A 13672-nucleotide genomic window follows, 5' to 3' on the forward strand; every position below is an offset into this window, starting at 1 on the left:
AAGCCCGTCATCAAGACGGGCTTTGTCATTTCAAAACAAGCTGTTGTTTAGCTTAAACCTGTGTGCGACCTAAAGAGATCACAACACGTCGGTTCTTATCTTTACCAATTGGCGAGTTATTGTCCGCAATCGGACGACGCTTGCCATAGCCTTGCACTTGGATACGATCTTCTGGCAGGCCTAGAGATTTGAAGTACTCTCTTAACGATTCTGCTCTGCGCTCTGAAAGGTTTTGGCTAATCCCTTTGCTGTCGACAGAGTCGGTGTACGTTGCCACCAGCACAAGGTCGATGTCTTGGTTATAGCGAACGTAATCGGCAATCTGGCTCAGCCTTTTGCGCGACGACTTGTTCAGCTGGTCGCTGTTGCGGTCGTAATGCAAAATAGTGAAAGAGATATCTTCAAAGCTGTAAGGCAGCAGGTTAGCAACACAGTCACTGAACACATTGTATTTTTCTTGGAACAACACCGACGACAACGACACTTCGATACGTTGATCTCGGCTCTGCCACTCTTGGTAGCTGAATGTCGGATAACGCCCTTTCTCCAACTCACTCAAGATGCCCCAAGCTGTTTGACCGCCGACATAGCCGTCAAATTGCTGGAAGAACTTAATGGTTGTCATACGATCAGCACTTTCACCCGGACGCCAAGGTGGCGGCATGGAGATCAAGCTTACATTGCGCGTCGCACCCATTGGACGGCGCATTTTAAGCTCAAAGTCCAAAATGATTTTTTTACTCGCGCGAGATGAGAACTCAGCATCACCAAAGTTTGGAATTGGGTGGACCAAGCGACATTCAAGTGGCGTGTTGGCTACCATCTCCCATGTCGACTGTTGAGGAGATGCTCCGTAACGCTTTTCTTGTGCCATGACCGATGACGACACAAGTAGCGAAAATAGCATTGAACCTGTTATGAGTTGTTTCTTCATAAAGTGGAGTATCTCTTAAGCAATTCGTTTAACAATGCAGCCAATTGCCGCATTTTTCTCTCACGTTTAAATATGCAATTATCAAGCCGCAATGGGTTAGGTAATTTAAGATTTATTGCCCTTCCCTAGTTTTTATCACTGCTATTATCTGCAATAATGCAGCCTTAATCACACTTATTTGGGCTAACATGACTGTAGAAAACGAAGCTCTGACCCTAAAAAAACGCTTTCGCGGCTATTTTCCAGTGGTCATCGACGTGGAAACCGCAGGGTTTAACGCTGAAACCGATGCATTATTAGAAATCTGTGCCATTACATTAAAAATGGATGAGAACGGAGATCTGCACCCTGCATCAACGCTTCATTTTCACATTGAGCCTTTTGAAGGCGCAAATATAGAGCAGGCAGCATTAGACTTTAACGGAATTAAAGACCCATTTAGCCCATTACGTGGTGCTGTGTCGGAACAAGAAGCCCTTAAAGAAATCTACAAGCTAGTGAGAAAAGAACAAAAAGCTTCAGATTGCAGTCGTGCAATCATGGTTGCTCACAACGCTACATTCGATTTGAACTTCGTTAATGCGGCAAGTGAGCGCTGTAAGCTTAAACGCGTCCCTTTCCATCCATTTGCTACTTTTGACACTGCAGCTCTTAGTGGTCTTGCCTACGGTCAAACCGTTTTGGCTAAAGCTTGCCGCACTGCAGGGATGGAATTTGACAACAAAGAAGCACACTCTGCTTTGTATGATACGCAAAAAACCACAGAGTTATTTTGCGGCATTGTAAACAAATGGAAAGCCCTTGGTGGTTGGCCTCTTGTTGACGAAGAATAAAAAATAGAGTCGGTAAACGTTTTTTCGTATTGCCTTCATAAAAAACACAACATCCCGAGAATAATATGAATCCTGTTGTAATTTCAGTTTGCATCATGCTTGTTTTAGCTTTGATGCGCGTAAACGTAGTCGTTGCTCTGACGTTCAGTGCAATTATCGGTGGCGTAGCCTCTGGTATGAGCTTGAACGACGCAGTCGCGGCTTTCGAAAGTGGGTTAGGCGGCGGTGCAACGATTGCACTTAGCTACGCTATGCTTGGTACATTCGCTGTTGCTATCTCACGTTCTGGTATCACAGATCTCCTTGCTCAAAGTGTTATCAAACGCATTCACGGCAAAGAGAACAGTGCAGCATCGACTGGTCTTAAATACGGCATGCTTGCGTCGTTGATCTTAGTGACCATGTCTTCGCAAAACGTGATTCCGGTACATATCGCCTTCATCCCAATCTTAATCCCACCTCTACTAGGCGTATTCGCAAAAATGAACCTAGACCGTCGTCTAGTTGCGTGTGTGCTGACTTTTGGTCTGATTACACCTTACATGGTGTTACCGATTGGTTTTGGTGGCATCTTCCTAAACAACATCCTGCTTAAAAACCTTCACGACAATGGTCTTGAAAACGTTGTAGCAAGCCAAGTACCTATGGCAATGTTGTTACCAGCAGCAGGCATGATCTTCGGTCTCCTTACTGCAGTATTCTTTACTTACCGTAAGCCTCGCCAATACAAAGAAACCTCTCACACTGTTGTTTCAACAGAAGTGAAAGAGATCAACAAGAAGCACATCCTAGTAGCAGCAGCTGGTATCGTAGCAGCGCTAACAGTTCAACTATCGACTGGCTCTATGATCATCGGTGCTCTAGCGGGTTTCATGGTATTTACCTTCGGTGGCGTTATTGCTTGGAAAGAGACACAAGATGTCTTCACCAAGGGTGTTCACATGATGGCAATGATCGGTTTCATCATGATTGCAGCAGCAGGTTTCGCGGCAGTTATGAAGCAAACAGGTGGCGTTGAATCTCTGGTTGAAGCACTTTCAACAAGCATCGGCGACAACAAGCCTCTAGCAGCACTACTTATGCTAATTGTTGGTCTATTGGTTACTATGGGCATTGGTTCTTCGTTCTCTACGATTCCAATCCTTGCAACTATCTACGTTCCACTAGCAGCAGCATTTGGCTTCTCGCCAATGGCAACAATCGCTCTAGTAGGTACAGCTGCTGCACTTGGTGATGCGGGCTCTCCGGCTTCTGACTCAACATTAGGTCCAACGTCTGGTCTAAATGCTGATGGTCAACACGAGCACGTATGGGAAACCGTAGTACCGACGTTCCTGCACTACAACATCCCACTGATCGTATTCGGTTGGATTGCAGCCATGGTTCTGTAATTAGGTTCTGTAGTTAAACAGTCCTACGCTCACTTTTATAAAGACCGCCTCGTGCGGTCTTTTTTGTCTCTGAGATTCATTCTACTCTTCCTTCCGCTCACTCTCATTGAACTAGCGACACCAAACAAAAAAGGCTTACTCTGATGAGTAAGCCTTAGAAATCATTGCGAATACAGATGACTCTCGCTGAATTACGCAGCGGGAGCATTACTCACTAAAATTTCGCGAATAGACTTAAGCGTCGCTTCCGTTGAATGATAATCCAATTCAACTTCACTAAAGATGCCGTTCACTTCAAGCATTAAGGTCGGGTAAGAAAATACACCCATCGCTTCTTTAAAGCCTAGCTGGTCATCTAACTCACTTTCCAATAACTTGCTAGAAAGGTCATTTTCAAACTGTTGAACATTCATACCTAGCTCTTCAGCCAACTGCAAATGTGTGTCTTGGCTATGTGGCAACATCGCACGAAGGTAGTAAGCATGTTGAATCGCTTCAAGCATCGCTTCGTAGTGGTCTTGAAAACCTGCAGCAATCACGGCACGGCACGCAGGGTAAGTACTGCGAACAGGTTGGCACTTTGTCCAAAAATCATGGTTAAACTCAGTACCCAACTTAGCTTCGATCTGCTTCCAAATCGCTTGCAGCTTGCCTTTCATCTCTTCTGACATTGGCTCATCAGAATCCGGGGCCAAACCACCCACTACATAGTTAAACTCAATGCTCGCAGGCAATTGTTGTTTCAATAACTCAAGTGTTGGCTTGTAACCCCAACACCAGCTGCACATTGGATCATGCACATAATGAAGTTTTACGTTCATTGTTCATTCCTTATCGAGTCAATGATTCGATCAATTCAAACAAAAAAGGAGCCTGATTAAGGCCCCTCATTTTAACTATTCAGCGCAAAGGCTAGAACTTATTCAGCGTCATCGCCAGCAACTTTAGCCGCTGCTTCTTTGATGATTGGCTGAAGTTCGCCTTTTTGGAACATCTCAAGAATGATGTCACAACCACCGATTAGCTCACCTTCAACCCAAAGTTGTGGGAAAGTTGGCCACTGTGCGTAAGCAGGAAGCTCTGCACGGATATCAGGGTTTTGTAGGATATCTACGTAAGCAAATTTTTCGCCACATGCCATTAGAGCTTGAGACGCTTGAGAAGAGAAACCACAGCTAGGTAGCTTAGGAGAACCTTTCATGTACAGTAGAATAGTGTTTTCTTCAATTTGCTGTTTGATTTTATCGATAGTTTCCATTGCTTCCTCGTTAATGGATTACGGCTTTTATTGCCTTTATTCTACCCCAAACTAAAAGAATAAAAACCATATAAAAAAAGCGGTTAACAAGCTAAGCTAACAATTCACACAAAAGTAATGAAATAAGCTTTTAATAAAGTAAAAACTTGCTAAACTATATCGCAAGTCAGCAAATTGACCATGGTTGGCAGTATAGCGAGCCATGAATAATAATATCACTGGAAGCAATCGAAAGAGTTAACTCTTTCATATCAATGGAGAATTGAGCAATGGCATTTGAACTACCGGCTCTTCCTTACGCGAAAGACGCGCTAGAACCACACATCTCAGCAGAAACGCTAGATTTCCACCACGGTAAGCACCACAACACTTACGTTGTTAAGCTAAACGGCCTTATCCCAGGTACTGAGTTTGAAGGCAAAACACTAGAAGAGATCGTTAAGACTTCTACTGGTGGTGTTTTCAATAACGCTGCTCAAATCTGGAACCACACGTTCTACTGGCACTGTCTTGCTCCTAAAGCGGGCGGCGAACCAACTGGCGCTGTTGCAGAAGCTATCAACGCTGCATTCGGTTCTTTCGAAGAATTCAAAGCGAAATTCACTGATTCAGCAATCAACAACTTCGGTTCTTCTTGGACTTGGTTAGTTAAGAAAGCTGACGGTTCTCTAGACATCGTTAACACTTCTAACGCTGCTACTCCTCTAACAGAAGAAGGTGTTACTCCACTTCTAACTGTTGACCTATGGGAACACGCTTACTACATCGATTTCCGCAATGTTCGCCCTGACTACATGGCTGCATTCTGGAACCTAGTAAACTGGTCTTTCGTAGAAGAGAACCTAGCTAAGTAATTATTGCTTACGCTGCGCTATTTATAGCGAGTTATCTATTGAAAGCTCATGCCTCGGCGTGAGCTTTTTTGTATCTGTCGTGTTCCACAAAATCTAAACATTTCGTAATAAACCCGCCAATAGCGCTTACTTCTCGAATTATTGATAGCCTTCTTCCCAACCCTACATAAATTCTCTATTTGCCTGTAATTAAACACTAAAGTTTGCCGACTCCATGCCGTTAAAGGTGTATCCAATGAGAGGCGACATGCAAATACATACTTTAGACAAAGCAGGAATCATCAACGAACTGAAGTTCGGCATCGGGATCAGCCAAGCGGTTGAGCAAGGTCGCCGTGCAGATTTCGCGTTGCTGCTATCTATGTTTTCTAATGATGTCCGTGATTGCACGCCAATTGACACCATTGAAATCACAGAGACAAATGAAGATCGCCTGCGCAAACAATTTGGCGTAGCAGAACCTCAACAACTGCGTTCAAACCAATCTTCATATGAGATTTCAGCTCAGCAATCTAATCATTTTCATCAAGCTAGCCTTGCCAGCGCCAAACTCAGCCATTACTTGAAACCTGAAGCGCTTGCCTTCATGCCTGAAGATACAGCCGACTTACCCGAAGAGGTTTACCAAAACCTTTCTGGTCATGACCGACGCAAACTCGCAAACAAGCATTTACCTGATTTGCCACATGCCACGCTCTACAATGAGCTAACCACCGCGCAACGTCGGTATCAAATTCAAGCTCAAGTATAGCGATCACCTACCTTTCCCTTTTTCGCTGTCTATCCATAGCTCTTCTTCGACTAACTCGCACACTTCAAAGTATTCACACGAATGATATGAACCACTAGCCTTAGGCAACCTAAAAACACCTGATGTCGGTTACCGCTTGAAGTTACTACAAAATGTGACGTGCCACTAAGTTCATAAAAACTTATTAATTGGCACACCTTAGTTTGAACCAATTCACACCCGTTGTATAAATTTTAACCCATCCTTATCCGACATGGACGATTTGTTTAGGTACTGGGATGGAAATAAAAAGCTCAATCATATTGGTGACATCTGCCGGCTCGCTACTGGGGGGGGCGATTGCGAACCACTTTGTTAACCTTGGAGCCACCGTCATCCTTTGTGATAAAGACACGGAAGCACTTAAAGCGACGTATCTACAGTGTGCCCGGTTTTCTGACTCTGTTTACCACTACACGCTCAAAGGCAATGACAGCCAAGCGATTCTCAGCGTATATGATTTTATTCAAACCACCTTCAACACGACACCCGATGTGCTGGTCAATAACTGGATAAGCTCCCCAATGCCTAGCCTAATTGGCGATCAGCCTGTGAGCAGCTTTATTAATGATCTCTCATCGATGGCATCGACCCTGTTCGCATTTGGGCAAATCAGTGCTGAGAGATTGCGAGAGGAAGATAAGGAAGGCGTGATTGTGAATGTGATATCTCATGATGACTTTCACGATGTGTCTGGCTTAGAGAGCGCAAACTCAATGATCACTGGCTTTACCCATAGTTGGGCGAAAGAGCTGACTCCCTTTGGCATTCGAGTCGGTGGCGTTGTTCCCGCCGTTCATAACTCCGATGGCAAGCTCAACCGATGTCACTGGGCGCAGCTGCAAGACGAGCTGACCAGAACAACCGAATACATTGTCTCGAATGACTACTTCAGTGGGCGAGTTGTCGCGGCAGAGGTTTAACTCCCTATTCCAATTGAACATGACTGGCTCAGCTCATATTAAGTAGCAGAGCTATTGCCTCTCAATCCGTTTTACAAACGAACCAAACATAAAAAAAGCCCCAGTCTCTCGACTGGGGCTTTCATCTTTTCCCGATAGATAAGTATCGTGCTAGCGAAAACTTATCTCAAAACTAATGCTTACTTATTATGCGTTAGCTTTTTCTTTTTTAGCTTTTGGCGCTTTCGCTTCAGCTGGCTTTTGGTCTGCTTTCTTAAGGATAACTGTAGTACCTTCGAAAGTTTCGCCTTCAACGTATGGTTGGCCGAAGTAAGAAGTTGTTAGAACTTCTTTTAGCTCAGTGATTAGAGGGTAACGTGGGTTAGCACCTGTACACTGGTCATCGAACGCTTCAACAGCTAGCTCGTCTAGTTTAGCGATGAAGTCAGACTCGTTAACACCCGCAGCTTGGATAGATAGTGGGATATCTAGGTCAACTTTAAGCTCTTCTAACCAAGTCAGTAGACGTTCAATCTTCTGAGCTGTACGGTCACCAGCTTGGCTTAGGCCTAGGTGGTCAGCAACTTCAGCGTAACGACGACGTGCTTGTGGACGGTCGTACTGAGAGAATGCAGTCTGCTTAGTTGGGTTATCGTTCGCGTTGTAACGTACAACGTTTGAGATAAGTAGTGCGTTAGCAAGACCGTGTGGTAGGTGGAACTCAGCACCAATTTTGTGAGCCATTGAGTGACACACACCTAGGAATGCGTTCGCAAATGCTACACCAGCGATAGTTGCTGCGTTGTGTACTTTCTCACGAGCTATTGGGTCAGCCGCACCATTTTTGTAGCTTGATGGTAGGTATTCTTTAAGCATCTTAAGAGCTTGAAGAGCTTGACCGTCTGAGTACTCGTTCGCTAGAACAGATACGTAAGCTTCAAGAGCGTGAGTTACTGCATCGTAACCACCGAACGCTGTTAGAGACTTAGGCATGTTCATTACTAGGTTCGCATCAACGATAGCCATGTTTGGCGTGATTTCGTAATCAGCTAGTGGGTATTTAGCACCAGTCTTGTCGTCAGTAACAACAGCGAATGGAGTAACCTCTGAACCTGTACCTGAAGTTGTAGTGATACATACAAGCTCAGCTTTTTGACCCATTTTAGGGAACTTGTAGATACGTTTACGGATGTCCATAAAGCGCATTGCTAGTTCTTCGAAGTGAGTTTCTGGGTGCTCGTACATAACCCACATGATCTTAGCAGCATCCATTGGAGAACCGCCACCTAGAGCAAGGATTACGTCAGGTTGGAAGCTCTTCATTGCTTCAGCGCCTTTCTCAACAACAGATAGCGTTGGATCCGCTTCTACGTCGAAGAAAGTTTGAACTTCGATGCCTTGTGCTTTAAGCAAGCTAACTACGTCATCTGCGTAACCGTTGTTGAATAGGAAACGGTCAGTTACTAGGAATGCGCGTTTCTTACCTTCTAGGTCGCTCATTGCGATTGGAAGGCTACCACGACGGAAGTAGATAGACTTAGGTAGTTTGTGCCACAACATGTTTTCAGCTCGCTTCGCTACAGTTTTCTTGTTGATAAGGTGCTTAGGACCTACGTTCTCAGAGATAGAGTTACCACCCCATGAACCACAACCTAGAGTTAGAGAAGGTGCAACGTTGAAGTTGTACAGGTCACCGATACCACCGTGAGTAGTCGGGATGTTGATTAGGATACGAGCAGTCTTCATCTTGTCACCGAAGTAACGGATGCGGTCTGCGTTAGTATCTTGGTTAGTGTAAAGACCAGATGTGTGACCGATACCACCGATTTCAACCATAGTTACCGCTTGAGCAACTGCGTCTTCGAAGTCATCTGCGCGGAATAGACCTAGAGTTGGAGATAGTTTCTCGTGAGCGAATTCGTCATCGTAAGAAACTTTACCAAGACCTTCACCTACAAGTACTTTTGTATCAGCAGGAACTTTAACACCAGCCATTTCAGCGATTGCTGGAGCAGGTTGACCTACGATTTTAGCGTTTAGGTTGCCGTCGATAAGCAGAACTTTACGTACTTTATCAGCGTCAGCTTTAGATAGAACGTGAGCTTTGTGAGAAGCGAAACGCTCTTTAACTTCGTCATATACTTCGCTAACTACGATTGCAGCTTGCTCAGAAGCACATACTACGCCGTTATCGAAAGTCTTAGACATAAGGATAGATGCTACAGCACGTTTGATGTCAGCTGTTTCATCGATAACGACAGGAACGTTACCAGCACCAACACCGATAGCAGGCTTACCAGAAGAGTATGCTGCTTTAACCATGCCTGGACCACCAGTAGCAAGGATAAGTGCGATACCGTCGTGCTTCATAAGCGCGTTAGAAAGCTCTACAGATGGTTGGTCGATCCAACCGATGATGTCTCTTGGAGCACCAGCTGCAACAGCTGCGTCTAGAACTAGTTTCGCTGCGTCGTTAGTTGAGTTCTTTGCACGTGGGTGTGGCGAGAAGATGATGCCGTTACGTGTCTTAAGAGAAATTAGAGATTTGAAGATTGCTGTAGAAGTTGGGTTCGTTGTTGGAACGATACCACAGATGATACCTACAGGCTCAGCGATAGTCATTGTGCCTAGGTTGTCATCTTCTTCTAAGATGCCACATGTTTTTTCGTCTTTGTATTTGTTGTAGATAAATTCAGATGCAAAGTGGTTTTTGATAACCTTATCTTCAACAATACCCATTCCAGATTCAGCAACTGCTTGTTGAGCAAGTGGAATACGAGCGTGGTTAGCAGCAAGAGAAGCTGCGCGGAAGATTGCGTCTACTTTCTCTTGAGAGAATGTTGCAAACTCTTCTTGTGCTGCTTTAACGCGAGCTACTAGAGCATCAAGTTCCGCTAAGTTAGTTACAGGCATGGTGGATCTCCTAAAATAATAAATATTAAAAACTTTTTATTAAATTCGCTGCTTGCCGTTAACCTTAAACACCAGCGTTCTTAGTAAATTGCTTTCAGGGCTGAGTATATTATTTCACTGTGTGAAAAAAATTGACCCAGATCAGTTACCCAAAAAGAATTAACCAGAAAGTAGTAAGGCAATCGCAAAAATGAACTTAAGAGCATGATTTATATAGATTAAACTCACACTTTTCGTTCGCGCAAAAAACAAGCAAACAGACAACTTTTTTCTACATAGCGTAATAAACTGTAAAAAAGTTTCATTTTTGGTCCGTTAAATTACATGTATACAGCTATATTCGTGCTACTGAGAGTATATCCATAGCGTTGTACGGGCTAGATTCTGACATAATTTTTATTAATTTCGTGCGTCGGTTAACAGTTACTCAATAATAAATTACAAAATGAAACACTACCAACTAGCTTGCAACAGGCTTAAAACAAAAGTGAGATTCAATTAGTTTTTCTAAAAAGAATCACCCATTTCAAGTTAGTTTTTTTCATTCGCGTAAATTGAGTTTGTCCCTTACATTACGCGCCTAAACTATTCACAGATCAACCCTTCAACCTTAAGTACGCTAACTGGAGATCGCTCTCATGCAAGGCTTAGAACTCGCAATTTTTATGCAATTCTTCCTTGGGCTTGTTGCTGCCGTAAACCCAATCGGCATCATGCCTGTTTTTGTTTCTCTTACTGCTCATATGCCGCCAGAAGAGAGGAACAGGACAGCCTTACAAGCAAATATTGCTGTTGCCGTGATCTTGATTATGTCACTTGTTGCAGGGCAAATGCTTCTTGATATGTTTAGCATCTCGTTGGATTCATTCCGCGTTGCTGGTGGCTTACTGTTATTGAGCATCGCATTTTCGATGATGAGCGGTAAGCTCGGTGAAGATAAGCAGAACAAACAAGAGAAGTCTGAATACATCAGCAAAGAGCAGATCGGCGTTGTTCCACTTGCTATGCCGCTAATGGCAGGCCCAGGTGCAATCAGCTCGACCATTGTTTATGGTTCTCGCTACCCTGCTGCTATTGATACGGTCGGCATCGGCATTAGCATCATCGCATTCGCAACGTGCTCTTGGCTTTTGTTCCGTTCAGCGCCGGTTATCGTTCGCTTTTTAGGTCAAACGGGTATCAACGTGATCACTCGTATCATGGGTCTGATTCTTGGCGCATTGGGCATCGAGTTCATCGCCAATGGCCTACGTAATCTGTTCCCAGGCTTGGCATAACGTTTAACAACATTTCGGTTGCTCTATAAAGGGCAACAATATTGAAATATAGATGAGGCGAGTAAAGCAATTGGGCTTTCACTCGCCTCGTTATTATGAAGCTTGTATAATGACTGTTAATGCATTTAACAGAAGACGAACCTCTCCTTATGTCACGCAAGCCACTCAAGCATCATTTGTACGTCATTATCTTTGGTACTCACACGCCACCCGGACGTGCATTTGATATAACTCTGATCGTTGCAATCTTGGCTTCGCTGTTGGTTCTGATCTTAGAATCCATCCCTAATGTGATGACCGAATGGTCACAACAGCTGCGTTATATCGAATACACCTTCACTGCACTCTTCACTCTTGAGTATTTGTTAAGGCTCTATTGCTCCCCAAAGCCAAAATCTTACGCCACCAGTTTTTATGGTGTCGTTGACCTATTGGCGATTCTTCCGACCTACCTAGCAATCATCTTCCCAGGCGCTTCATTTATGGGTGTGGTGAGACTGCTGCGTGTGATGCGTATCTTCCGAATTCTAAAGCTGGTTCGCTACCTGCAAGATTCCAATATTCTGTTGCGCTCACTATTAATGGCACGACGAAAGATACTGATCTTCTTTAGCACCGTCGGCATCTTGGTGGTTATCTTTGGCGCCTTGATCTTTGTTATTGAAGGTCCTGACAATGGCTTCACCAGTATTCCTCACAGTATCTATTGGGCCATCGTGACTATCACTACGGTAGGTTATGGTGACATGGTGCCGCAGACCGCGCTTGGTAAAGCCATAGCATCACTGACCATGCTATTGGGTTACTCTATCTTAGCAGTGCCAACCGGGATCATTACTGCAGAACTCAGTAATGAGATGAACTCGCACAAAGAGTTGGTTAAGTGCCCGAATTGTAACCGAGCGGGTCATGATTCAGACGCCATGTATTGCAAGCACTGTGCTAGCGAATTAGCGGATCCAGACAAGCGTGTCGTCACCGACGAGAAATAAAAGCAGACACGAGATTCGAGTAGCGAGATGCGAAGAGATTTAAGGGCAGTTTCGAGGGCCGAATAACGAGGTAGCAATAAACTAAAAAGGGTTGACGTTTGTCGTCAACCCTTTCGGTTTATCAGCTAATAGAATTTAAGCAATCTTGCCTATTACGATTTCTCAGCAAGGATAATGCGTAGAGTACGACGTAGTGGTTCTGCAGCACCCCAAAGTAGTTGGTCACCAACCGTGAAGGCGTTTAGGAAGTCGTTACCCATCGACATCTTACGCAGACGACCGACAGGTACAGACATTGTGCCTGTTACTTTCGCTGGTGTTAGCTCCTGTGCCGTGATGTCGCGGTCATTAGGAATCACTTTAACCCAATCATTGTGCGTTGCGATGATCTCTTCGATCTCGTCCATTGGCACGTCTTGCTTAAGCTTGATCGTTAGTGCTTGAGCGTGACAACGCATTGCACCGATTCGTACACAAGTACCATCAATTGGGATTGGCTGACCATCTAGACCAAGAATCTTGTTCGCTTCAACACCGGCTTTCCACTCTTCTTTACTCTGACCGTTTTCACGCTTCACATCGATCCAAGGAATCAGTGAGCCTGCAAGCGGAGCACCAAATTGGTCTGTTGGGAATGAAGATGAACGAATCGTATCAGCCACTTTCTTATCGATATCAAGAATTGAGCTTGAAGGGTTTGCTAACTCAGAACTTACGCTGTCGTTGATCACACCCATTTGTGAGATCAGCTCACGCATGTTCTTAGCACCCGCACCAGAAGCTGCTTGGTAAGTCATGGCACTCATCCACTCAACCATGCCTTTCTCGTACAGACCACCTAGAGCCATAAGCATTAAGCTCACAGTACAGTTACCGCCAACGAACGTGTTGGTGCCGCTGTGAATGCCTTGCTGGATTTGAGCCAAGTTAACAGGATCAAGAGTGATGATTGAATCAGCATCCATACGCAGAGTAGATGCTGCATCAATCCAGTAACCTTTCCAACCTGCTTGACGCAGTGCTGGGTATACTTTTGATGTGTAATCGCCGCCTTGACAGGTAATCACAGCATCAAGCTGTTTTAGGCTATCAATATCAAAAGCGTCTTGAAGTAGACCCGCATCTTTACCACCTAAAACAGGGGCAGGAATACCAATCTGAGATGTGCTGTAATAAACAGGCTCAATCAAGTCGAAGTCTTTCTCTTCAACCATACGTTGCATCAGTACAGAACCAACCATACCGCGCCAACCAACTAGACCTACTCTCATCGCTCACTCTCCATGTATAAATTAAAAATTGCTCTCCCCCATCTATAAGTTTTTCAGAAACAGAACTCAAGTGCTTTTTGTCAAAAAGTGTAACTTTTTCGTTTCTTTTAAGTGAACGTAATGAATCGTGCAGTTATCTCTGTATCGACATTCCATCTCCACCTCATTGATTAAGCGTCCATTATCGTTAAATTCAAACATTTACATCGCCAAAGTCGATTCAATCGACGCTCATCACAAACAGTAAATCCCTCTTT

12 protein-coding genes are annotated in these 13672 nt (G+C 44.4%); 7 read left to right on the top strand and 5 right to left on the bottom strand.

The window, feature by feature from the left end; translation table 11 throughout:
* Nucleotides 1–52: 52 nt before the first annotated feature.
* Entirely contained in the window at nt 53–934 is an 882-nt protein-coding gene (gene motY / locus AB4503_RS01605; protein WP_017063457.1) for a flagellar protein MotY, read from the bottom strand.
* Nucleotides 935–1122: 188 nt separating this feature from the next.
* Between motY and rnt the strand changes: the two genes are divergently transcribed.
* Nucleotides 1123–1767, top strand: a complete 645-nt coding sequence (rnt, locus tag AB4503_RS01610; RefSeq protein ID WP_017061178.1) for a ribonuclease T — start codon at nt 1123–1125, stop codon at nt 1765–1767.
* A 65-nt stretch (nt 1768–1832) separates the two neighbouring features.
* Nucleotides 1833–3158 carry a Na+/H+ antiporter family protein gene (locus AB4503_RS01615; protein WP_029235135.1) on the top strand — a complete coding sequence of 442 codons (1326 nt, stop codon included), beginning with the start codon at nt 1833–1835 and terminating at the stop codon, nt 3156–3158.
* 191 nt (nt 3159–3349) lie between these two features.
* Here the strand turns inward: AB4503_RS01615 and AB4503_RS01620 are convergent, their stop codons facing one another.
* Both AB4503_RS01620 and AB4503_RS01625 read right to left on the bottom strand, forming a co-directional pair.
* A complete protein-coding gene (locus tag AB4503_RS01620; RefSeq protein ID WP_017063456.1) occupies nt 3350–3979 on the bottom strand; it encodes a DsbA family protein in 630 nt (209 codons plus the stop codon).
* 98 nt (nt 3980–4077) lie between these two features.
* The gene (locus AB4503_RS01625; RefSeq protein ID WP_004741702.1) at nt 4078–4416 is read right to left on the bottom strand and encodes a Grx4 family monothiol glutaredoxin; all 339 of its coding nucleotides are present in this window, start codon (nt 4414–4416) and stop codon (nt 4078–4080) included.
* A 269-nt stretch (nt 4417–4685) separates the two neighbouring features.
* Here AB4503_RS01625 and sodB point away from each other — a divergent pair, with 269 nt between their 5' ends.
* The 3 genes from sodB (at nt 4686) to AB4503_RS01640 (ending at nt 6983) form a co-directional block, all read left to right on the top strand.
* On the top strand, nt 4686–5270 hold the full coding sequence (gene sodB, locus AB4503_RS01630; RefSeq protein ID WP_004734050.1) for a superoxide dismutase [Fe]: 585 nt from the start codon (nt 4686–4688) through the stop codon (nt 5268–5270).
* A 247-nt stretch (nt 5271–5517) separates the two neighbouring features.
* Nucleotides 5518–6021 carry a VC2046/SO_2500 family protein gene (locus AB4503_RS01635; protein ID WP_276202729.1) on the top strand — a complete coding sequence of 168 codons (504 nt, stop codon included), beginning with the start codon at nt 5518–5520 and terminating at the stop codon, nt 6019–6021.
* A gap of 278 nt (nt 6022–6299) precedes the next feature.
* A complete protein-coding gene (locus AB4503_RS01640) occupies nt 6300–6983 on the top strand; it encodes an SDR family oxidoreductase (protein ID WP_017063454.1) in 684 nt (227 codons plus the stop codon).
* Nucleotides 6984–7169: 186 nt separating this feature from the next.
* On the opposite strand, the gene adhE is transcribed toward AB4503_RS01640, so the two are convergent.
* Nucleotides 7170–9875 (bottom strand): bifunctional acetaldehyde-CoA/alcohol dehydrogenase, encoded by a 2706-nt coding sequence (adhE, locus tag AB4503_RS01645; RefSeq protein ID WP_017061183.1) that lies wholly within the window; start codon nt 9873–9875, stop codon nt 7170–7172.
* Between the two features lie 638 nt (nt 9876–10513).
* Between adhE and AB4503_RS01650 the strand changes: the two genes are divergently transcribed.
* Entirely contained in the window at nt 10514–11152 is a 639-nt protein-coding gene (locus AB4503_RS01650) for a YchE family NAAT transporter (protein ID WP_017061184.1), read from the top strand.
* A 149-nt stretch (nt 11153–11301) separates the two neighbouring features.
* A complete protein-coding gene (locus AB4503_RS01655; RefSeq protein WP_372113606.1) occupies nt 11302–12144 on the top strand; it encodes an ion transporter in 843 nt (280 codons plus the stop codon).
* Nucleotides 12145–12296: 152 nt separating this feature from the next.
* Here the strand turns inward: AB4503_RS01655 and asd are convergent, their stop codons facing one another.
* The gene (gene asd, locus AB4503_RS01660) at nt 12297–13415 is read right to left on the bottom strand and encodes an aspartate-semialdehyde dehydrogenase (protein ID WP_017061186.1); all 1119 of its coding nucleotides are present in this window, start codon (nt 13413–13415) and stop codon (nt 12297–12299) included.
* Between the last annotated feature and the right edge of the window lie 257 nt (nt 13416–13672).

It is taken from the genome of Vibrio sp. 10N.222.55.B11 (genome assembly GCF_041473705.1).
Lineage (GTDB): Bacteria > Pseudomonadota > Gammaproteobacteria > Enterobacterales > Vibrionaceae > Vibrio > Vibrio crassostreae_C.